This window comes from Sphingobacterium sp. (assembly GCF_039596235.1).
Classification (GTDB): domain Bacteria; phylum Bacteroidota; class Bacteroidia; order Sphingobacteriales; family Sphingobacteriaceae; genus Sphingobacterium.
In genome coordinates this window covers 244,332-268,554 of the sequence record NZ_JBCNKE010000001.1, presented here as the reverse complement: position 1 = coordinate 268,554, position 24,223 = coordinate 244,332, and the positions used below count along the sequence as shown (strand labels likewise).

Annotated in this window: 11 protein-coding genes; 1 reads left to right on the top strand and 10 read right to left on the bottom strand. The window is 42.4% G+C overall.

Annotated features, from left to right (window positions below):
• Positions 1–1,206, bottom strand: coding sequence for an amidohydrolase (locus tag ABDW32_RS01070; RefSeq protein ID WP_343558686.1), 1,206 nt, complete (start codon positions 1,204–1,206; stop codon positions 1–3).
• A 248-nt stretch (positions 1,207–1,454) separates the two neighbouring features.
• On the opposite strand from ABDW32_RS01070, the gene ABDW32_RS01065 reads away from it, so the two are divergent.
• Positions 1,455–2,654: an MFS transporter gene (locus tag ABDW32_RS01065; RefSeq protein WP_343558685.1), complete on the top strand. Its 1,200-nt coding sequence runs from the start codon at positions 1,455–1,457 to the stop codon at positions 2,652–2,654.
• A gap of 299 nt (positions 2,655–2,953) precedes the next feature.
• Here the strand turns inward: ABDW32_RS01065 and ABDW32_RS01060 are convergent, their stop codons facing one another.
• The 9 genes from ABDW32_RS01060 to ABDW32_RS01020 all read right to left on the bottom strand — a co-directional run bounded on the left by ABDW32_RS01060 (position 2,954) and on the right by ABDW32_RS01020 (position 24,208).
• Positions 2,954–7,129, bottom strand: a complete 4,176-nt coding sequence (locus tag ABDW32_RS01060; RefSeq protein WP_343558684.1) for a two-component regulator propeller domain-containing protein — start codon at positions 7,127–7,129, stop codon at positions 2,954–2,956.
• Positions 7,130–7,190: 61 nt separating this feature from the next.
• Complete coding sequence (locus ABDW32_RS01055) at positions 7,191–9,896, bottom strand: glycoside hydrolase family 88 protein (protein ID WP_343558683.1); 2,706 nt, start codon at positions 9,894–9,896, stop codon at positions 7,191–7,193.
• 74 nt (positions 9,897–9,970) lie between these two features.
• Entirely contained in the window at positions 9,971–11,158 is a 1,188-nt protein-coding gene (locus ABDW32_RS01050) for an alginate lyase family protein (protein WP_343558682.1), read from the bottom strand.
• A gap of 19 nt (positions 11,159–11,177) precedes the next feature.
• Positions 11,178–13,748 carry a glycoside hydrolase family 95 protein gene (locus tag ABDW32_RS01045; RefSeq protein WP_343558681.1) on the bottom strand — a complete coding sequence of 857 codons (2,571 nt, stop codon included), beginning with the start codon at positions 13,746–13,748 and terminating at the stop codon, positions 11,178–11,180.
• A 4-nt stretch (positions 13,749–13,752) separates the two neighbouring features.
• Complete coding sequence (locus tag ABDW32_RS01040; RefSeq protein ID WP_343558680.1) at positions 13,753–16,227, bottom strand: glycoside hydrolase family 2 TIM barrel-domain containing protein; 2,475 nt, start codon at positions 16,225–16,227, stop codon at positions 13,753–13,755.
• 36 nt (positions 16,228–16,263) lie between these two features.
• Positions 16,264–17,718 (bottom strand): alpha-L-fucosidase, encoded by a 1,455-nt coding sequence (locus tag ABDW32_RS01035; protein WP_343558679.1) that lies wholly within the window; start codon positions 17,716–17,718, stop codon positions 16,264–16,266.
• A gap of 18 nt (positions 17,719–17,736) precedes the next feature.
• Positions 17,737–19,305 carry a RagB/SusD family nutrient uptake outer membrane protein gene (locus ABDW32_RS01030; RefSeq protein WP_343558678.1) on the bottom strand — a complete coding sequence of 523 codons (1,569 nt, stop codon included), beginning with the start codon at positions 19,303–19,305 and terminating at the stop codon, positions 17,737–17,739.
• An 11-nt stretch (positions 19,306–19,316) separates the two neighbouring features.
• On the bottom strand, positions 19,317–22,406 hold the full coding sequence (locus tag ABDW32_RS01025) for a TonB-dependent receptor (protein WP_343558677.1): 3,090 nt from the start codon (positions 22,404–22,406) through the stop codon (positions 19,317–19,319).
• 287 nt (positions 22,407–22,693) lie between these two features.
• Positions 22,694–24,208 carry a RagB/SusD family nutrient uptake outer membrane protein gene (locus ABDW32_RS01020; RefSeq protein ID WP_343558676.1) on the bottom strand — a complete coding sequence of 505 codons (1,515 nt, stop codon included), beginning with the start codon at positions 24,206–24,208 and terminating at the stop codon, positions 22,694–22,696.
• Positions 24,209–24,223: the final 15 nt, after the last annotated feature.

Below are 24,223 nucleotides of genomic sequence, written 5' to 3'. Positions count from 1 at the left end.
TTAAGACTCGTTCAAAAGGGACAGTGCAGAATTCACAAAAACTGAAATTCCTGTTTTAAATGCTTGTTCATCCAGGTTAAACTGTGGATTGTGAAGCCCATATTGGGTAGCATTCTTGTTATTATTCGTCCCTACCAGCATAAATAAGGCCGGATATTGGTAAGAATAATAAGCAAAATCTTCGGCTGCCATCCAAATTTCCAAATCCTGTACAATTTCATTTCCCATACCTGTTTGTAGAATATTTTTCACTTGCTGGGTTAATTCGGGATCATTGTTCAGCGCGGGATAACCATGTCTAACCTCCACCTCCACTGTTGCTCCCAGAGCGACCGGTAGTGTCCGCGAAATTTCTGCAACTGTTTCCAATGCTTCTTTGCGCCAGGCTTCATCCATTGTACGGAAAGTTCCGGACAGTTTTACCTCCTCAGGAATAACATTAGCGGCTCCATCACCGATAAAACGACCAAAGGTCAGTACGGATGGGATATCTGGATTAGCCTTGCGGTTGACCACCTGCTGTAAGGTACTGAGCAGCTGTACGGCAATCATAATCGGATCAATGGCCCGATGTGGTTCAGCAGCATGGCCACCACGCCCTTTGATCGTTATATAAAACTCATCGCTCGAAGCCATAAACCTTCCAGGGCGTAAACCGATTTTCCCTAGCGGTACACGTGGACTTACGTGCAGTCCCAGAATCGCTTTAATTTTTCCACCTAAAGATTCCAATACGCCGGATTCTAAAATCTGGATTGCCCCACCCGGAATTTTTTCCTCTGCAGGTTGAAACAATAGCACAATTTTACCCGAAAATTCCGCCTTATAGTCATTTAAAATGGAAGCCGCCCCCAATAGATTTGCCGTATGAAAATCGTGCCCACAAGCATGCATAACACCTTCATTTGTGGACTTATAGGCTACCTTATTTTGCTCGTGAATCGGTAATGCATCAATGTCGGCCCTTAACACCACGATATTTTCACTCGCAGACTTTTCGCCTTCAAGTATAGCAAGCACACCGGTATTGGCCACAATCTCAAAGGGAATATCAAGTGCAGTCAGTTGCTCCCGGATATAGGCACTCGTTTTATACTCCTGAAAAGATAATTCAGGGTGCTGATGTATATGCCGACGGATGGCAACAATCTTTGGGAAAATAGCTTCGATTTCGGCATTCAATTCTGGCAATAAGTCATTCATCATCTTGATGTTGGTTAAAAAGATATCTTTACGAAGATAATCTCCTCTAAATCATCAGACAAGTTAAGTTAAAAAAAGCGTACATAAAAATAATAGACGATCTACCTGTTCCCCGTATCGCGTCACAAAAGGGTCAATATTTTTGCTATAAAGGCATTATAATAGGGCTGTTTGATTTTCACAATAATTTATTTGAATTCTATATATTTTGTATCCATCAATGGAATTATTTTTGTCGACAAATTATCACGATGGAAAAAAACACTAAACCCAGACAATCTTTTGTTCCAACGATACTGGCTTTTGCGCTTGTTCCGATTACAGGTCTTGCTACTGATATCTATCTCCCTTCGATGCCCCAAATGGCGGCAGAGCTTGGTCTCAGTGAAAGCCGTATCCAGTTAACACTGTCCTTATTTCTCATCAGCTACGGTGTAGCTCAATTCTTCACGGGCGCGCTCGTGGATGCATGGGGAAGATATAAAATCAACCTGATTTCACTGTTTCTCTTTATCCTTAGTTTTTGGATAACTGCAACCACCCATGATATCTGGGTTATTTACGGCATGCGTATTCTTCAGGGAATTCTATCTGCATTCGTCGTTATTTCCAAACGGGCCTATTTTGTGGATGTGTATGAAGGTGATCAGCGCAAACATTACCTCAGTATCATGACCATCGTCTGGTCTATTGGACCTATTATTGCTCCCTTTATCGGCGGATATCTTCAAACACAGTTTGGATGGCGTTCAAATTTCATGGTCCTTGCAGTCTATAGCGCCATACTTTTTGTGCTGGAATTGATCTTCTCGGGAGAGACCATCAAACAAAGAAAACCGTTGCATATCAGTTACCTTATCGGCGAATTTAAAATGATGTTAAAGACCAACGACTTCACATTCGGCGTATTGATGTGCGGAATATCTTATGGACTTGTTATGTTCTATAACCTCAGTGGCCCATTTTTTATCGAGCACCAATTGGGTTATGGGGCAATCACCACGGGCTATACATCACTTATCATGGGATTAGCCTGGATGTGTGGGGGCTTTATTGGAAAAGCATTGATCAAAAGGGCACTCATCCCCAAATTGCGGATCGCGAATTTTATTCAGATCATCTTGGTCGTATGCATGATGGTGATCTCCCCTTATTTAGCTAATTTATACACGTTGACATTTTTCGCATTTGCCATACATTGTACAGCCGGATTTATATTTAACAACTATTTCAGTTATTGCCTGGGTAGATTTCCTTTGTCCGCGGGTATTGCCGGGGGCTTGGTGGGTGGAATTACCTACCTGGTCACATCTTCCTTAAGTTATGGTACCGTCAGCTTGGTCAACCCTTCGTCGCAGCTTGAAATCGGACTGGGTTACGCCTTATTTGCGGTGCTGGGCTTGCTCACTCTTCTTTTCATTAGCAAGCTAGCTAAAACGAATAGGCTGTAAAATAAACAGATAATTATCCTTGTAGATTTTAAGCTACACATTTCAATATCGGAGTTATTTTATTTTTGGAATAAAGTTAAAAACAGTTAGTTTTGTATCATCATAATTTAGGTTTATAATTGGTTATTGAAGGTTTTCATTCTCCCCGTTTGAAAACCTTTTTTTATGCCTTTTTTTATTGATTTGGCTTTGCTTGAGGAAGCAGTCGGCGCCCTTGACTCAGCTTATCGACCGAACCTGAAATCAATTTTCATAATCATTGTCCTTTTGATAACATGAAGATTTATGATATAATTATCTTAATTATTTTTAACACTAAATTTCTCTATATAGGTACGTGGGCTTTCTTTATAGAATTTCTTAAACGTTTTGCTAAAATATTTTGGATCATTGAAACCGACCTGATAGGCAACTTCACTAATACTCAATTCGCTATCACTCAACAGTATTTGCGCCGCTTTTTTCAGACGTACCATATTGATAAATTCGACCAGGTTCAAGCCCGTTTGCTGTTTTATTTTACGGTATAAGACCGACCTGCTTACCCCGATTGCCTGCGTGAGCTCCTGCACACCAAAGTCCTCTCGACCTAGATTTTCTTCTACAATACGTAATACCTGATCCAAAAAGCGTGTTCTTTCAGTTGTCTCTGTTACATGTCCCCCCAAAAGATAATTTTGAACAAACTTTTCTTCCAAACGTTTTCTTGTCTGTATGATGTTTGATATCTTTTGAATCAAATGTGGCATACTGAATGGTTTGGTAATATAATCGTCAGTTCCCACTTCGAAAGCTTCGGTAATATAGGGATCCGCCGTTCGCGCAGTCAATAAAATAACCGGAATGTGATTTGTACTATTATCATTTTTCACTTGCTGCAACAGCGTAATACCATCACAATTCGGCATCGTCACATCCGAAATAATAATATCGGGCTGCCGTTCATGGATCAGGGCCAGCGCCTCATTTCCATCATTGGCTTCCAAAACCACATATTTCTTGCGTAAATTTTCACAAAGGAAACATCTCAGCTCCACATTATCTTCGGCAACAAGTATAATCGGTTTATCATCCGTCGTCCGATCAATTTCTACCGGGCTATGTTCATGCTCTTCTATCAATTGTTCAGATTGTTCGGGAATAGCTTTGACAGCAGACTCACTAAAAATATCAGCCGTCGATGTTGGATCCGTAGACAAATTTTGCTGTGGTAGACTGATCCGAAAGACCGTATTATAGCTTAACGGTTCCGTAGCCATATTACTTTCAACAGTTAATAAACCGCCATGTAATTGGATAATGGATCGTGACAATGCAAGTCCAATACCACTACTTGTGGCAACAAATCCTTCGGTATTTGCCTGATAGAATTGTTCAAATACAAATGGAATATCTTTTGCAGGAATCCCCCTACCCGAGTCCCATACTGAAATAAGTAACTTCGTTTCATCAGCTCTGCCCTCCAATTCAGCTTGCACTTTTATCCTCCCCCCGCTATCGGTAAATTTAAAGGCATTGTAGATTAGATTGACAAGCACTTTCTCAAACTGTTCAGGGTCAAAGTAGGCTTGATAATCTGTTGGAATATTATGATCAAGGAAAAACTGGATATTATTTTTCTCCGCTATAAAATGGAAGTTTAATAAAACATTTTTAAGATATTCAACTACCAGAACTTTCTGGCTATGTAGTTTCATTTTTCCGCCCTCATGTTTTCGGAAATCAAGTAATTGATTAACGAGATTCATTAAGCGATCGGCATTGCGTGTAGCGTAACCTAAATGTTCCTGTGCGTATGCGGACAAAGAACGATCTGTTTTCAATTGGTTCAATGGCCCTATAATCAGGGACAGGGGTGTGCGGAATTCATGCGAAATGTTTGTAAAGAAATTGAGCTTGGCCTCATGTAGCTCCTCCTGTTTTTCAGATGCAATTTTTCGGATCAAAAGATCACGTTTTAGCATATTTCTCCCATGGAAAAAACGAATAATCAAGAACACAATAACACCAAAAATCAGAAAATAACCAGTATAGGCCCACCATGTCTTCCAAGGGGCGGGAAGAATTTTTATTTTTAAAACCCGCGCCTTTTCATTCCAGATTCCATCATTATTTGATCCTTTTATCCAGAGTTCATAATTCCCCGGATCCAGATTTGTATATGTAGCGACCGGATTGCTTACAAAATTCCACTCTTGATCAAAGCCTTTTAAGTAGTAAGCATAGCTGTTTTTTTCAGGATGAACATAGTTTAGCACACTGAATTCAAGACTAAATACGTTCTGATTATGGTCTAAGACCAATTCATCCATCATCGAAATGTCTTTGGCAATTACCCCATCTACTCCAGGTCTAACGGTACGATTAAACAACTTAAGATCAGTAAATTGTATCGGCGGAACATAGCTATTGACACTCAGACTATCCGGATTGAACAGCGTAAAACCAGAAAAGCTACCAAAGGCAAATTTTCCATCCCGCAGCACTGTAGCTGCATTTTGAATATACTCGTTACCCGGTAAGCCATCCACTTTTGTATAACTTCTAACAGTTCCACCTTTCGGGTCGAAACAAGTAATTCCGGTATTCGTGCTCAGCCACAATTTGTTCTTTTGATCACTCAGGATTCCAAAAACATTGTTGACAGGTAATCCATTTTGTTCATTGAAACGTTTAAAGGCTTTCTTTTCGGGCAGATAGCGATTTAAACCGCCCATATAGGTTCCGATCCAGATCTGCCCTTTTCGGTCCTCGTGAATACTAATGATATCGTTACCACTGATTGAAAGTGAGTCGTTTTTACGGTTCAAAAAAGAAATGAATTTATCGGTACCTGCTATTTTAAGATTGAGCCCATTCGAAGTACCGATCCATAAGTTACCTTTGGAATCCTCCATTAATGCTCGCACCATATTAGAGCTCAATTGTTTACCTGCAACGTTGAAGGTCTGAAAATAACCCGTTTTTTGATTTTTCCGCTGTACCTGCAAACCGCCGCCGAATGTGCCGATCCAAATATCGCCCTGACGATCTTCCAGCAATGCATACACGTTATTATTTGCCAGTCCATTGATGTTATTGGGATCAAAACGAAAATGTTCATAAATCTGCTGGCCTTTACGTCTTACATTTAATCCACCGTCATAAGTACCAACCCATAAATTTCCCTCGCGATCGCGACAGATGGATTTTACATTATTATGGCTCAGGCTTCCAGCACTACTTTTGTCATGCCGTTCATTAACAAAAGAATTGCCGTATCGGTTAAAATAGTTCAAACCACCCCCCTCTGTTCCGATGACCAAATCGCCATTTGGATTCTCCAAAAAAGCGCTGACTACATTGTAGCTCAGGCTATTCCTTCGAGACTGATGTGTGAAATTTTGGAAATTAGGAATATCCTTATCATAGATATTGACCCCACCAAAATAAGTTCCGATCCAGATAGATCCTCTTTTATCCTGATAAATTGGTCTAATCGAGTTGTTACTTAAGCTATTGGGATTGTTATCGTCAGCCTGTATAAATAGTAATTTCCCATTTTGATATAAATAGAGGCCATTGAATGTTCCGATCCAGATGCTCCCATCATCAGCCTTCATCAGCGAGCGTACATCCTGATTGGCTAAATTTGCGGCAGGACTGTCATCCGTACTCAACGAAGAAATTTCGCCTGTATGTTCATTGATTATTTTTATGCCATTATATTTTGTTCCCACCCAAAAGACACCCGGAGTAACTTCCAGTACAGCCTGAAAACGCTGATTTACTTTATTAACCAATCCTTTCTGGCTAAAATAAGTGCGCAACACTTTCAATCTATTGCCATCCCTGGAAGCAGATTGCATCAGGACAATAGCATCGTCCGTGCAAAACCACAGCCTTTTCTTCCGATCCTCGTAAATCGTTCTAAAATTTCTAAAATAGGAACGACCATTGCTCCCTTCCACTGTGATCTCATTGAAAACTAACTCAGCCTGCAAATGTGCGCCTTCTTTTATCCGATATAGTCCAACATTTGTAGCAATCCAGATTACGCCATTTGAATCTTGGAAAATCTGGTGCACATTTACCTCTATTTTCCCACTTGTACTCTCAACCACAGGTAAAGGAATACGTGTAAAATTATCGGCATTGCGATTGTATAGATTAAGTCCCCCTGTTGTTCCTACCCAAAGACGTTGTTTCTTGTCCTGGGTAATCGCCTGTATAAAATTATGTTCCAAGGAAAGGCTATCCTGGGGATTGCTTCTATAAATTGTAAACTTACGTGCATCATATTTATTCAGGCCATCCCGCGTACCAATCCACATAAAGCCCAGGTGATCTTGCTCAATGGCAAAAACGCTACCTTGGGATAAACCTTCGTTTACATCAAGATGCAAAAAGCGATAATTCTTTTCCTGTGCGATAGAAATGGAAAGGACAAACAGTGCACTAAAAACCCAAAGGATACAAATACGTAATGGCATCATAAGGAATATAATTGAAATGGATACGATAAAAGTAATCATTCCATTCTATAAACACCAATAGTTATTTATTTAATCTATCGTTCAATTGTTGCTCATAAAGTGACTCTAAGAGCAATTTTTTATTTTTATTTTCCCAAAAACCAGCAGTTCTGTCTTTAAAACGACCTTGATTTTTTTCACCCACTACCCCTATGGCAAAATTTTGTCCGGAAGCCCAAGGTTGCTGTATGGCTGCGCTCTTAACTTTGCAATTCCACAATACCTGTGTGACTCCGGCCCAGCCATGTCCGCTCCCCCAGTTACCCCGATCCTGGACATTAATCTCGCCATCGGTCGTCATCTGATCATACAGGGTGCCTACCGCCCAGCGGTGATGTGGTCCAATATCCGCATGTGTATTATCGGCAATAGAGGAACTAAAGACATTTGGTCCCAAAGTTCTTGCACCGGTGACATAATCATGTCTCCCCGCTCTGGTATATAATTGTCTAAATAAATTGAGTTGTCCATTGTTATTGAATGAATATCTGCGTCCCCCTGTTACCTGAGATTTCGGATCCAAACATTTCGAGTTGATCACTGTTATTTGTTTCGCTAAGGATTCCAAGCTCACCGCCGCGTAACCAAAATAGCATGTGGTGATGTTTCGCACCCATGCATTTTCGACTTTATCAAGTTCAACCGCTATCCATCCATGATTTTCGTCTGTTTCGTTGGCATATTCGGATTCAAAACGTAGGTTTTCAACCCCAACTTCCCGAATACGCCCTGTAAAACTATATGGTACGACAGACACTTTACCAAACTGTGGATCTATGGCCATAACAACAGGATTGTCTAAAAACAATGTATCTCCGCTGATGGCGGAGATAACACGTTCAAATTTTAGTTTGTATTCTTTGGTTGTCCATTGTTTTGTTCCTTCCCGTGCTATAATCTGATTCATTTTAATGGCACTAATCCAAGCCTCATTGAGTTCATAAGAAAGGAGAACTGGTTCATCTTTCTGAAAGACACGACTATCGTCCACAATGACATACTGAGTTCCAACCGGTATATATATTGCTTTAACGATCTGTTCTTTAGCCTTATCTTCGACATAATTCCCTTCGCCAGAAATTTTCAGCAAGCTACGCTGCTGCCTTCCGGTCGCACGCAATAAGGTCTTACCTTTCCGATCACCTTCTCCTCTTAGAACGATACCACTCGATCTGATCAGTAAACTTCCCGGGATATTATACGTGCCTTTTTTTAGCATTATTGCCCCCCTATACCCATTCTTATCCAGCGGTTTTTCGGAAATTTCATCGATGGCGCGCTGGATCATCTGTTGATCAGTTCCATCTTGTGTAGGACGCAACGAAATAGTGTTAGCAATAGTAGGAAGTGGCCGATTTCCCTGATGATAGCCAACCCGGCTAAAATCAGGGATGATATTCCCCTTATTGTCGGGAAAATAGATTAGTTTTCCTTCAGGGTCTTTCCGTACCAAGCTCGATTGTACCTTACCGGAGCGCAGGTTCTCCTCCCGGAGCAAGGCTTCTAAAAAATAGTAATCGGCATAACTTAAGGGCTTATCGACCTCTGAATTGGAGGGTTTTGATCCCGTACTGTGCAGTAATATAAATCCCTTGTTTTTATTTGGAGGGGACATATATCCATCAATTAGATTTGATAATATCGTGCGTGCCCTGCTCCAATGCTCCTTTCCCTGTTTACTGAATGTACTCAATTCCAATAGTCCGGATGCGATCACTGTTGCGGCTGAAACGTCCCGCGGTTCGTTGGGAATATGAGGTGCATCAAAATCCCAATAAGGGATTAAATCCTTGGGCATTCGCGGATGGGCAAAAAGCCAATGTGCGATTTGTTCTGCTTGCTGCAGATATTTCGGATCACCTGTTTCGCGATAGCACATGGTATAACCATACAGAGCCCATGCTTCCCCCCGGGCCCAGGTAGACTCGTCACTAAAGCCCTGATGTGTATTTCTGTGCTGTATTTCGCCGCTGACGGGATTATAGTCAATAACATGATAGGTACTGTAATCCGGCCTAAAATGGTTTTTCATGGTTGTGTTTGCATGGCTAACAGCAATATGGTAATACGTAGAATCCCCGGTCAGTTTTGTTGCTTCAAAAAGCAATTCCAAATTGAGCATATTATCAATAATGACCGGAAAATCCCAACGATGGCTATTGTGATCCCAGGAGCGGATACATCCGACCTTTGGATTAAACCGTGTTGCCAAGGTCTTAGCGGATTGGATAATCACATCCCGATAATGGGTATTGGCAGTAAGGCGATATCCGTTACCAACGCTACAAAAAATCTTAAAGCCCATATCGTGGGTCTTTCCATTATATTGTTCGGCTTCTATTGATTTGGTCAATTCGCCCGCCAGCTCTTTCCATGTATGTTTGCCGGATTTTTCATATAAATACCATAAAACCCCGGGGTAAAATCCACTTGTCCAATCGCCACGCTTTACCGCTACCAACTCGTTGTTTTCGGAAAGTGTACGTGGAGAAGCCAGTGTAGAATCCGCTTTTTTTAGCAACTGTAGTTCCTTATAGAGCAATTGCGATTGCCGCTCAGCAAGAGCCCAAGCTTTTTTCAATTGACTGTTGCTCTGCGCTTTCATTTCCTCAGCCCCACAAAGGATATATGTTATGCACAATATCCAAATGATAAACCGTTTTCCGCGGCTAAAACGATTCGAAACATCTACGTATTTTGATCGCAGCTTATTTATATTGAAAATCATATTACATTCAGGTTTATTTAAGTAAAAGGTTAATTGGTCAGATCTATCGTTGGAATAGCATTGTTACGCGGTGATTATAACCAGATTAAAGGATTTCGGATAGGCAAGTTACGAATGACCTCTTCCGTCTTGGGATTGTGATCGAGCTCAGCCCAAAGGCGCAAATAGCTACTGTCTTTATAAGCATTTGCAGCAAAGACAAGAGCTGGTTGAGCAATAGGCCACTGATCCCAGTACATTACATCTTTTTGGTAAGGCCATTTGGCTTTATCTTCGATATAAGGGACCATGAAATCGATTCCTTTTTTTATTGTACGCCCATCGGACAGCGTATATTGCCATAGCGATTCATCTGCTGTTGATAGGATATGACAAATCATGACCATTGCATCTAGGTTAAAAAGGGAATATCCAAACGGCTTCGTGCGTTGAAGTTCCCGTGGAAAACTACCGTCTTTTTCCATCTGATTAGGCAATAAAATTTGTTGATAGCGTTGGCTGCACATCTTGAGCAAAGCCGTATCCTTTACTAAGCTGGCAAAGGAGGCCACCTGCATCACCCAACAGGTGCCATGATTATTTGCCGCATTCATTTCATCTTTACCGTATTGGTGCTGCGTCAACCAGCGTAAGTAAGTAGCAAACCAACGATGTATGGCTTCCCGGGCCGACGGTGGAAAGTTGGGATCATTTTCGAGCACTTTGATCCCCTGCGCTACTTCCATTAAATGAATAGTATCAATAATTCCGATACCACGCCCTGTAAATCGTCCTTGTACAGCTTGAGCATACAGCAAATTTGGACTCATCATGGTCGCCGAATCAACAAACCAGGCATTTAAATGCAGCAGCGCCTGTTGCACGTATTTTTTATCCGGCTGCAAACGATAAGCAGAGGCTAAAGCGCCTATGATTCTGCTAAAGCGGATCATGGCTTTTCGATGGGCAACAAAATTGGCAGGATTACTCATGCCGTCCCGTTGAATATAAGGTGCATGGGCATCCTTTGGATCGGGCCACCAATAGTCACCCTCCGAATAAAAATCATGAATCCCCCCGCTGCTTCGAACAGCAGGATAAGCCGTGACGGTTATAGGCTTCTGCTTCATGGCCCATTTTGACTGCCTCTTTATAATAGGACGCAAAACGGCCGTAATCTCTCTGCTAAAATATGCATTGGGTTGATTCGCCCCTACTAATAAGGGGAGTAGCACGATCCCAATAAATGTGCCAGCGCGTCTGAAGATTGATTTCAAATTCATTTCCTTAGATTTTTATAAGCTATTTTGGGATAATGCGGTACTCCTTGCCGCGAACGGTCTGAAATTCAACTTCAAAGATCTCTTTGGATGGCAAGGGAAGTAGTTTTTCGCGATCAAGAACGTGATAATCCAAAGCGCTTGGCTTGTATAACAATTCATTTTCTGTTCTTACAGCTTTATTTCCATCCAATCCAATGACTGTCACGGGAATAGCGGTTCGCAGCTTGCATACACCACCTATATTGGAAACGATACGCGCCTCTTGCAATTTATTACCCTTCCAATCTATATCTACCGTAAAGTTTCCTCTTGCTTTAATTCCCTTGATATGTCCCGCGGACCATTCATCGGGTAATGCGGGCAATAAATGAACTGCGCCATCATGACTTTGCAAAAGCATTTCGGTCATTCCCGCTGTAGCACCGAAATTTCCATCGATCTGAAACGGAGGATGTGCATCAAATAAGTTTGGATAAGCGCCACCACCACTCATTTGAGCGCGGTCCAGTTTAGGATCAATAAAATTCAATGCGTCCTTAAGAATTTTATAAGCGTGATTTCCATCCTGCAATCTTGCCCACCAATTTGTTTTCCATGCCATTGACCAACCTGTACTCACGTCCCCACGCAATAGCAAGGACTTTTTTGCTGCTGCCGCCAGCTCACTATTTTCCGTAATGCTGATCTGGTTACCTGGGTAAAGTCCAAAAAGGTGTGAAATATGCCGATGTTGATCTTTGGGATCATCCCAATCTTTATACCATTCCTGCAGTTGACCATACTGCCCCACCTGATAAGGATATAGCTTTGCTCTGGCCTGTTCCAATGTCGATTTAAATTCAGGATCAACCTGTAGCACATCGCAAGAACGAATTACCGCCGTAAATAGCTCCCGGATAATGGCCATATCCATCGTGGAGGCCATGGTCAATTGATATTCCTTTCCTGCTATTTTTATCGTATTCTCAGGTGATGTAGAAGGATTTGTGATTAGGTATTTATTTTCAGGATCAGCAATTAACCAGTGTAACATAAACTGTGCTGCCCCTTTCATCAGTGGATAGGCTTTGTTTTGGAGAAAAGATTTATCTCCGGTAAAGCGATAATGCTCCCATAGATGTGTGCTGAACCAAGCTGCAGCCATTGGCCATGCAGACCATCTCGGCATTCCCTTCGGATCCCATTCATATCCTCCAGGGGGAGAAGTTTTGGCCCATAGATCTGAATTATGGTGAACCACCCAGCCCTCCTTTATGTTGTAATTTACGGCAGCAGTTTTAGCTCCATTAACGGCCAATTCCTCCATAAAATCAAATAATGGCTGATGACATTCGGACAGGTTGGTATTTTCCGCCAACCAATAATTCATCTCAGTATTGATATTGGTGGTGTAATTACTTCCCCAAGGTGGCTGTACATGATCATTCCAGATCCCCTGTAAATTGGCGGGTCTTCCACCTTGTCTCGAACTTGCAATCAGCAGGTAACGTCCAAAATGATAATACAAAGTCAGTAAATCCAGATCTGTAGGACCTTTGGAAAATTGCATAATGCGCTGGTCTGTCGGTAAACTTGCATGTGTTGAAATTCCTGCCAGTTCAAAGTCCACCCTGTTAAATAGCGATCTATAATCCTTCTGATGATCAGCAAGCAGTGTTGCGAAACTTTTAGCAGCAACCTGTTGCATTAAACCATTAACCACTGTTTTTACATCTTTTCCAGCTTGGCTCGGCGATTTGTCGAAACCATTAAAGCTGGTTGCTTCTGTCAGCAATAATAATACCTCGTCGGCTCCCGTAATACGAAGCTTATCTTTTTCCTGTTGTACTTTTCCTCCTTTTGCCTGTACCTTAACACGCATTTCGAAAGTCATCCCCTTTCCCTCAATACTATCGTAAACCACCTGTTTAGGCTCATAATCCCTATTTGCAACAAAACTCGGTGCTTTCCCCACGAGACTTAACATATCACTACCGATTGCAGAAACAGTACTTTTAAGCTTACTCGACATGGATAGATCGAATGTTATCGATTTTGCCCGATCTGCTTTCAGGCGAATAACCAAAGCTTTGTCCGGATAACTGACGAAACTTTCCCGTTGATATTGCACACCTTGATAAGTATAACTTACCGTACTTACTGCCCGTTCCAAATCCAAATCTCTTCGGTAAGCTTTCACCGCTTTCTGGTCTTGGTGAAAATCTAACCATAGATCGCCCATAGGTAAATAACGTGCCGAATAAGGACCTTGCATTTTCTTCCAGAGGGCAGCAGCTTCTTCATATTTGCCCGCTAAAACGGCTTCGCGTACTGATGGTAAAATCTGTGGACCATTTGGGTTGTTTCCGGCCTCGGGCTCACCCGACCATAAGGTATTATCATTCAATTGAAAACGATCTTTCGTCACCCCGCCAAAGACCATCGCTCCAGTCGTACCATTGCCCAATGGTAATGCTTCTTCCCAATAAGCAGCAGGTTTATCGTACCAAAGTTCCAGCTTCTTCTGTTTATGCTGTGCAAAACCGTAATTCACAGTTCCCATTATTCCGAGCAATAGTAAAATGCTCAAATTACTGTTCAATTTTATCATCGCACTATTTTTCAATTGTCAACAATGTACTTTTTGATTCGTCCAAGCGTCCTGAGACAACGGCCTTCCCTTCGGATAGACGCAATCGTATGAAGGCGCTTCCATTGTATGCCTGCACTTTTTTGGAGCCGATTGATGTGCCTTGATCAACAATCAGTTCACCATCTCCCGTTGCATCAAAATAAATCCAGTTTTTAGCATCCAGACAAAGGATGCCGTTTTTATCGAGCACTTTGGCCTGCACCGTTATGATATCGCCTTCCCGTGCAATTTCTTCAACCTGTAATTTTGTAGGTTGTCCCCAGGGTTGAGTCTGATACACTTGTTCGATTTCATCTGTCAATAGTTCCTTGCCATTTTTCGCAACTGCTTTGAGCTGATTTTTCCCTTCACGAAACTTCACCATCCATCGTAGCCCGGCGGCAGGGAAATCCTGGCTATTTCTTTTCTTGACCCCTTGGCTTTCACCATTGACAAATAGCTCGACTTCCTTCGCGTTAGAATATACTTTAACCATCTTTGCTTCATCTGCCTGTCCCCATCGAACAGGCCAGGTATGTCCATAGATATGCAACATAGGTTTTGAAGTCCAGTACGATTGAAATACGTAATAGGATTCTTTCTTCGTAAAATCGCGTTCGACGACACCTTTCTGGTTGACGTAGGGAACCGGATTATCAGGCCGAACAGGTGTAGAAAAATCTTTAAAGGGCCAATAAGCGGTACCGGTAAGCCATGGCATGGTTTCCTGTTCCTTGAGGTGCCAATCGATCAAGTTACAGATATAGCTCTCACTCCAGTCACCATCCTTGGAAACTCTTGCTGCACCGCCAACGAGCGATGCATCACCAGCCCGTTCATCGGTGGTACCATCACCTTCTATTTTGGCTAATGCCCGATCCGGATCCTCGGCATGTCGACGAGCATGACTATCTCCACCCCACTCCACATGGAGAAAATGTTTGACCTTTTTCATTTCTTCTGTCGAGGCCGTTTTATAATCTGTATATACGCCACGGTACCAACCGGCCCAGATAGAAGGTGAATACACATCGACAATATCTTTACAAAAATCACAACGCCGTATGGCTGTTTTCCGACTGGGATCCAATTGGTGGGAAAGTTCATGCAGTTCACGCATAAATGTCCTAATTTTCTCTTTGTCGAATTCGGGAAAATCGCCAGGCCAGTCATTTTCATTACCCAGCCCCCAGATAATGATAGAAGGGTGATTATAGTGTTGCTCGATCATATTTGTCAGCATACGTTTTCCCTGTTGCTGATAGATTTCACCGCCCAAACCACCTCGGCACCAAGGGATTTCCTCCCAGACTAAAATACCGAGGCTGTCACATGCTTCGAGCAGCCTGCGGCTTTGCTGGTAATGTCCCAATCGAATAAAGTTGACCCCCATCTCTTTCATCATCGTCATTTCCTGTAGAATCTGTGCATCCGTCATCGCTGCTCCTACGGCAGCATGATCTTCATGACGGTGAGTCCCACGGAGCAGCAATCTTTTTCCATTTAGCAAAAAGGGACCATTTTCTTTAAATTCTACATGACGGAAACCAAACCGTGTCTCTTCTTTAAACGTCTGCCCATTGCTTTTGACGATGGTTACCAAACGGTACAAAGCGGGATGATCCGGACTCCACAATGCTGGTTTTTTAACTGTTAATTTCCCAAGGTCGAGTAAGCCTTCTGCAGAACGAAGAACTGGAGTCTGACGCTCAAGCAATTTACCCGAAGGGTCGTAAAGCTGCGTTTCGACGTTAAAATTTGAGCTGTTGGATTGTGTCAATAGGCGACCACGGATTTGCAATAGACCTTGCCTTCCGTCCACATCCACCGTAGGACTAACAAAGACCTTTTCTAAGGCCGTCTGTGGTACATATTTCAAATTCAGGTGACGATAGATACCTCCGTAAAGATTAAAATCGGAAAGATCCGAGGGAATCATTTCGAGGTCACGTGAGTTATCTACCCGAATTGAAACAGGTATCGTCCCTTTAAACTGTGTTTTATAGGCTTCTGTTTTTTTAAACTGTTCGACCGCCTCAGTAATATCTACTGTCCACTCATCATATCCGCCAACATGTTCCCCTACTTTTTGCGTATGGATATAAACCGCAGACTTTTGTCCTGCACCTTCAAAATGGAGCAATGTACGACCATTTGGATACGGATTTTCAATGGTTAATCTCTTCCGATACCAACTGGGTCCCTGATAATAATTGACATCGGGATCAACGGCATCCAACGCGTTATAGCAATGGGGTAAACTTACGGTTTGCCATAGTGGAACGGATTCTGGATTGCCTGCTCCTACGGGCCGGACAGCCTCCCAAATCCCCCCAAGATCACTCCTTAGAAAGTCCCATTCCTGATCAATGCGTCTTGATTCCTGAGCCTGGAGCTGTAAAGCGCCAAATCCCAATAGCAGTGTAAGTATTTTATAAAATTTATTTTCTGTTATCATTAATGTGCTTCTCTTTTCTTAATCATTGGCTTCAGCTTATTCATCCAAGGCTCCGGTTTTCATTTTCTTTGCTGCGGCTGTCTTATCTTTTTCTAGTTTTCCAGCCAACTCAATTTTGATCACCGTTGCCACCGGATCAATTGCCTGTTTGGAAACTTCAATCTTGATCGCATCAGGCTGCGATTTCACTTGAAGTGTTTTACCATTCGCCAAAAAACTGGCTTTTAAAACCTTATTCTTTATTGGCAGAACCACCGTTCCATCTTGAGGCCAGTCAAATAGGGTCAGGTAAAGCAGGGTCTTATCGCCCTGTTCCTTCATTGTGCATCTGCCCCACTCAAAGGGCTGCAAAGGACTGCTTTTGGTCGCATAGATAGCCTCGCCGTTTGTTTTCATCCATTTCCCTATCGTCGCCAATCTCTCTATGCTTTCCTGTGGGAAGGTACCATCGGGTTTCGGGCCAACATTCAGCAAATAATTCCCGCCTTTGGAAGCGATATCAACCAAATTACGGATCAGTGTTTCTGCCGACTTCCATTTATGGTCGGAGGTACGATATCCCCAGGTTCCATTCATCGTCATACAAGTTTCCCAGTGCTTTCCTTCCAATTCGCTCCAATCTGGAATCTTCTGCTCTGGCGTCTTGGTATCTCCAGGAAAATTTGGTCTTTTCAAACGATCATTGGTAATAATATTGGGTTGCAGGCGCAGTTGTTCCTGGAGCATACTTGCAGCTTCATCAGTCATATTTGTTGGTGTATCCCACCACAGGACAGCAATATCACCATAATTACTCAAAAGTTCTTTCACCTGTGGTACAGACACATTTTTGATATATTCATCAAAGCTTGCCGTTTCTTGCTTAGGGTCCCAATGGCCTTTATGCGCTAAGGTATAGGCATCGATCTTGGCTGAATCCGGATTTGGCCAACCTTCCCGCATGAGTTTTCGAGCGGCTGAACCCCCTGGATTATTCCAGTCTTGTGCCTGCGAGTAATAGAATCCTAATTTAATTCCATACTTTTTACAAGCTGCAGCTAAGGGTTTTAATAGATCTTTACCATAGGGAGTCGCATCAACCATATTCCATTTGCTGGTTTTTGTTTCGAATAACGCAAAACCATCATGATGTTTAGCTGTGATAATGAGGTATTTCATACCGGCATCCTTCGCCATACGCACCCATTCATCTGGATTATATTGTTTCGGATTAAATTGAGCTGCCATTGCCTGGTATTCGTCAACAGGGATTTTTGAACGGTTCATAATCCACTCTGCTCCCCCTCGAGCTTGCTCATGACCACGATAGACTCCTCCGAATTGTGCATATACCCCCCAATGGATAAACATGCCAAATCGGGCTTCCTCCCACCATTTCATCCGTAGACTATCCGGCAGTTTATTTTCTTGCGCCATCGATGTGCTACTTGCCATTCCTGAGACCAAGAGTATCAGCAATACTATTTTATACATGTTGAGTTTAGTCTTCATACCTATCTTGGTTATATTTTAGAATCCTATTGTTTGCTTAAATTTATCATTTCCCAAACTTTTAGCAATATCTACCTCAGATTGCGGAACTGGCCAAAGGGTATCTCTAGCGGCAAATAAGCGCATCGCACCATCGGGATCTTTGGTGTTATCCATGACTTGTTTGATGACTCCCCATCGCTTCAGATCAAAATATCGTTGCCCCTCGAGCGCAAGTTCAACACGTCGCTCGTGGCGGATAATATTTCGAAATTCTTCCTTAGTCAATGAAGAACTAAATTCCAACAAAGGCATTTTAACATCTGCGCGCGAACGCACTTGATTCAACGCGTCTACTGCTGTTTGCTCAGGTCCAACGCTTTCATTTTTTGCCTCAGCATACATCAACAGCACATCGGCATAACGAAGAAATACCCAATCCTGGTCACTTTGCGTAGCGTAGCTGGTGGGCCATTTGGCTTCATTGATATATTTTCTAGGTAAGAAGCCACCCTTAACATCCGCTGCTACAGGATCAAATGCGGAGGAAGCTGTCGTACCACGCCATACGCCACTGTAGATAATAGATGCCTTCAATCGCGGATCACGATTTTCATACGGATTTTTTGCATCATATTTGGCAGAAGTACTGATATCTTTACCATCAATACAGTGGTATGAATCTACGAGATAACCCAAAGGCTGTACCGTCATTAAATAAGAATACATCATATCCGCAGGACTGTACATATTAGGTGGTAAAAAGCGCGCTGAAAACATGATTTCGGGATTACCATTTTGACCGGGTTTTCTAAATAAATCCCGGTATCCACCTTGATAGATCGAGAATTTGTTTTCATCGATCACCATCTTAGCCGCTGTGGCGGCTTCAGCCCATTTCTTATTTGTCAATAATACCTTTGCTTTATAACCGAGGGCAGCCCCCCTAACAGCGTGGCCTTTATAGGCCGTATTTGGCAATTTTTCAATGGCATAATCAAGGTCTGCCAAAATAGCTTCTACAACTTTGCCTTTTTCGGTCCTTCCCAGTCTAGCACTGGCATCATCCATCCCCAAGGGCTCAAGTATCAAGGGTACATCACCATAGAGATTAGTCAGCAAGAAATAATAATGTGCACGAATGAAACGCGTCTCAGCTTTATACCGATCCCTATCCTGTTGGCTCATGCTGGTAATTCGGTCAATATTCGCAATCAGTTTATTACAAGCCGCGATTGCTTGATAGGAGATTTCGTAGCCTTCAGCTTGCATACCGCCTGTTGTTGAGGTCAATCCGCCTCTAGAAATTGTATTAAAATTATTGGACGTACTTGATATAAATGCGTCATCGGAAAGCCCGTCCCAAAACATGCTGGCTCCGCCCCATCCCCCTCTCGCGTTGGAAGAAGATGTAGAGTTATACCCGCGACATAGGAATTCATACACACCCGATAGCGCGAGGTCTGCATCAGCCTGAGTTTTCCAAAAGGTAGACTCCGGTATTTTATCGGTTGGGTTTTTATCTAAGAAATCTTTTGTACAACTGCCCAGCGCTGTGGTAGCCGCTAAACAAAAATATAGGTATGTTTTTTTAAGTTTAATTTTCATGATCTCATCAGTTAGAAGGTGATATTTGCACCAAATGCAAAAACTTTATTTTGAGGATGGGTTACATAACGCCCTGAGGTAGCACCACCACTGCTGGATACACCTCTCTCAGGGTCTAAACCTGGGAACTTTGAAAAAGTAAGCAGATTATCTGCTGCAAAATAAACCCGAAGACCTGAGATTCCTGTCTTTGACAATGTACTTTGCGGTAGACTATATCCAATTTGAATATTTTTCAATCTCAAGAAAGATCCATCTTTCAGGAAAAATGTCGAGGCTGTCCTGACATTATTTGCTGCAGGAGAATTATCTAAGCCCACAATCGGCAACGATGCATTTGGATTTTCCGGTGTCCAGGCATCCATCCATTCTCGGGTGAAAGTTCCCCCTTGTCTAAAAGGAACGATTCCCCATTCGCTAACAAATATTTTCTGCCCTTGAGATCCAAAGAAAAATGCTGTAAAATCAAAATTTTTCCATACTGCAGTTGCATTAAAGGAATAATCAAAATCTGGGAATGCTCCTGGCACAACAACGCGATCATTATTATCCACCATATTATCTCCATCAACATCTGCAAATTTCAAATAACCAGGCTGTGCTGGCACCTGTTGTTTTGGCGAATTTGCGATCTCTTCCTTAGAGCGAAATATGCCTATACTTTCCAATAAATAAAAACTGCCATAAGGTAGACCTTCCCGGGTAATTGTATTACCTGAAATACGTTCAGCTCCATATTTTATGACCTTATTGCGATTGGCCTGAATATTTCCGTTCAATGTCAGCGAAACCTCACCTATTTTTTCACGGTATTGCAGTCCGAGTTCGATCCCTCGATTACGGAGCGTTCCATAATTTACCGTCGGTGCCGTCAGACCAATATAGGAAGGGAATGCTGTCGACGACGAAAGAATATCAGAGGTGACTTTATTGTACCAGTCAAAGGAGGCTGTCAGTTTATTATTCCAGAATCCAAGATCAAAACCAAAATCGAGTACCCGGGTGCTTTCCCATTTTATCTGTTCATTTGCCATGGCAACCTGACGTGCGCCCTGTTGTAGGTTTTCTTCAAATGGATAGGCAAAAGCAGAGCTGTAAACCGTCTGATAGGGGTAATTGCCAATATTCTGATTACCCAAGGTTCCGATGGAAGCCCTAAGTTTGACTTCATTCACTGTTTCTTTAAGCTGCTCGCCAAAAAAAGCCTCGTCTGAGATCTTCCATCCTGCCGATACAGATGGGAAAAAGGCCCATTTACGATTCTCAGGAAAACGTGAAGAAGCATCATAACGAGCATTTCCCTCCAAGAGATACTTACCCTTGTAATCATAATTCAAACGACCATAATAGGATCTTAGCGACCATTCATTCGTGATACCACTATTAGACTGCTGTCCTGCGCCACCGCCATCTAATTCCAGCAGATCCTTATTTGGGAACTGCAATCTGCTGCCAAATAATTTTTGCGCCTTATTATATTCGGCCTGTGTACCAGCCAATACCTTCAGATTATGGTCTCCGAATGACTTATCATACGTTAGTTGGGTATAACCTACAGGATAGACATTATTATCATCCGTCACTTCCAATCCTTGGCCGCCCACGTCCAATTGTCGCGCCGGAAGTGCATCCGGTTTTGCCTGCCACATGTACTGGTTGATCACAGGCTTGTTGGTATAGTTTTTCGTAAACCCATAAGTCAGACCACCACTGGTTTTCCATTCCAAGCCATCCAGTAATTTTATGTTCACAAAAATATTACCCTGCATAAAGTAATTGTTTAGCCTTGTGAATGCATTTTCAGCAACGGCTACAGGGTTTTTATTCGGAGACTGAAAAGGATATGCTCTGGAAGTATATCGACCACTACCATCCGGGAGTACAGGACCATATAATGGCGATTGGCTTATTGTTGACAGAAACTGATCTTCGGCTCCATTTCTTGGATATTTTCGGTCACCATAATTCAGCGTAATGCTCGAACCAAAGCTTATTCTATCATTGATTTTCGAATTGAGGTTCAGCTGCAAATTATACTTTTTAAAGGACGTACCGATCATAATATCGGGCTGATCGACATAACCAAGGATGACGTTGTAATTGGTTCCATTAGCACCACCGCTTAAACTTAAATTATGCGTTTGCACAGGTACCGTTTTAAATACGGCATCCAACCAGTTGAAATCCGGATAAAGTGTTTTGTCCGTCGCATTTTTATAGGCGTCGATCATTTCCTGGCTGAAAAACGAATTCGCATTGGTAATACCTGAATTTTTAGCAGCTTGATTGTATAGGGTCATATAATCTACCGAATTATAGACCAAATCAGGCAATGCTGAGGCCTTTGTGATGCCGACATTGTAATCGTAACTCAGCTGTGCCTTTCCAGATTTACCCTGTTTGGTTGTCACGAGGATGACACCATTTGCGGCTCTCGCGCCATAGATTGCTGCGGAGGCAGCGTCTTTTAATACCGTAATATTTTCAATTGCCTGTGGATTCAGGTTTTCCAAACTGCCAGGAATCCCATCTACGATAACCAATGGCGCAGAAGATGCACCGTAAGAGCCCAGCCCCCGAACCTGTAAATTCACATTTTCATTTCCGGCCTCTCCGGAGCCCTGTGTCACACGAAGTCCCGGCATACGCCCCTGAAGTAATTGGGTAGGGTTTGTTGCGATCCGCTTGTTCAAGGTTTTTCCATCCACAGCCGCAACAGCCCCTGTTAAGTTACTCTTCTTCTGGGTTCCATAGCCTACTACGACAACTTCATCCATAAGGCTACTTGATTCTTGTAGGACAAGATTGATATGATCTTTATTATCAACAGCTATTTCTGCTTTTTCTCTACCTACTAAAGTGAAGATCAATACATCAATATCTTTAGCTATAATTTGGTAATTGCCGGATACATCTGTAACAGTCCCATTCTTTGCGCCTTTAATCTGTACTGTCACCCCTGCGAGTGGTTCGCCCGCGGGTGAGGTTACTTTTCCGGATATTTTTAGCTGAGACTGTGCAAAAACATTTGGTGCAGCCATACTCATCAGCGAAAATAAAAGCAAACCCTTCCCTACCGTTTTGGTTATCGGTGTTATCATAGTTCTCTTGGTTTATGTGGTTATTTGAACTCAATAAATGAAACCAAATATCAAAAATCGCGGGTTTCCCAAGGGAGAATTTTCGTTCAAATAAGTGGAAAAAATGTCTTTTCCCTCGATTTTCAGCGGAATTAAACGGATTTTTAAAAAAATCCAATTTTCAATTGCTCATTCACTCTTGAATAGGGTCCGAAAAATGCTTTTTCCATACTTATTAAAAGAAAATATCAACTTACGAATAGGTTGATATTTTCTTTTTTTTACTTCGAAGAGAATGCTATTGGGGTTTAATACCCTGGATTTTGTGGTAGTAAATTGTTATTACGTGCGATTTCATCCTGAGGAATAGGCATCAGTGCGTGAAAATCTTTCACTTTCGGCTGGCTTTCATAAGCACCCTGCCTTGTAAACGCCTCCACGACCTGTCCCCAACGTTTGATATCGTACCATCTTTTCCATTCAAAAGCCAATTCAACACGGCGTTCTTCTTGCACTGCTTTTCGAAAGTCAGCCTGTGTCATACCTACCGTCAGGTCTGCCGGAAAATTCCTTATCCCCTCTGCTGTGTATCTTGCTCTGGCCCGAACAGCATTTATATAACTATAGGCTTTCTCTGTTGGGCCGCCTTTGCTCTCATTTATTGCTTCAGCAGCCATTAAAAGAACTTCGGCGTAGCGAAAGATAACATGCTTAATATCAGAATCAGAACCATCCGCTCCGGCATTAGCTCCCGGATGTAGGCACCATTTTGCGGTATGTATACGGGGCCATTTCCATTTTTGATAAGGGGTCATCACTCCTTTTACAGGCGTTTCGGTCAGGAAGCTGATTTTCTTTCTATAATCTTGGTCGGAAAAGCTTGCATATACGCCATTAGATGGTACGATGACACTCCATCCCAACATATCAGCGTCCCGTACCCCCGTCATTGGGGCAGTATAATCCTGATTGGATGCATTTTCACCAGTAATTCCGCCCAAAAAGTCAACCACCCAAACATGCTCGGTCTGAAAACCAAGATCGGCATCCCATAGGCTATTAAAATCTTTGACCAAGGCATACTGGTATTTGTTTGCATCATTGATTACGGCTTCCGCCATCCTTGCAGCGTCATCCCATTTTTTTAAGACCATATAGACCGAAGCAAGCAATGTTTGCGCGGATCCTTTGGAGGGCCTTGCTTTATTATTGTTTGCATATGTATTCGGCAAATTCGCAATGGCATATTCGCAATCTGCGATGATATTGTCATAAACCTTTGCTGCCGGAGTTTTGCTGATAGCAATTACCTTACTTGGATCGCTGACGAATTCACCAATATAGGGGATATCCCCAAATAGTTGAACCAAGTGATAGTAATACAAAGCCCGTAGCAATCTCGCTTCGGCAATAAGTGCAGATTTTTTAGCCTCATTCATTGCAACAGCCGGAATACCATCTATCGCGGCATTTGCAGCGCCGATACCCAAATAGGCAGTTTTCCATACGGCTAGCAAATCCTGGTTGCTTGCATCGTGTGTAAAACTGTTGAGCTGAATCCGACTAGACTGCGTCCCAATATCCGCAATATCAATGTCATCTCCCAGCAATTGCAGTACCATGGTCAATCGCCGACCATAAAAATCTGCATTGGCCAAAAGTCCATAAATCCCCATCACGGAAGCTTCAGCATCCGCTTCGGTCTTAAAATATTGCTTAGGATCCAAAATACTTACCGGTTCCTCGTTTAGTTTTGTACAGGAAAACAAGCTGGTAAAACACAGCGTCGTAAGTATAATACGATATAGAGTTATCTTTTTCATTAGCACAAATTTTAA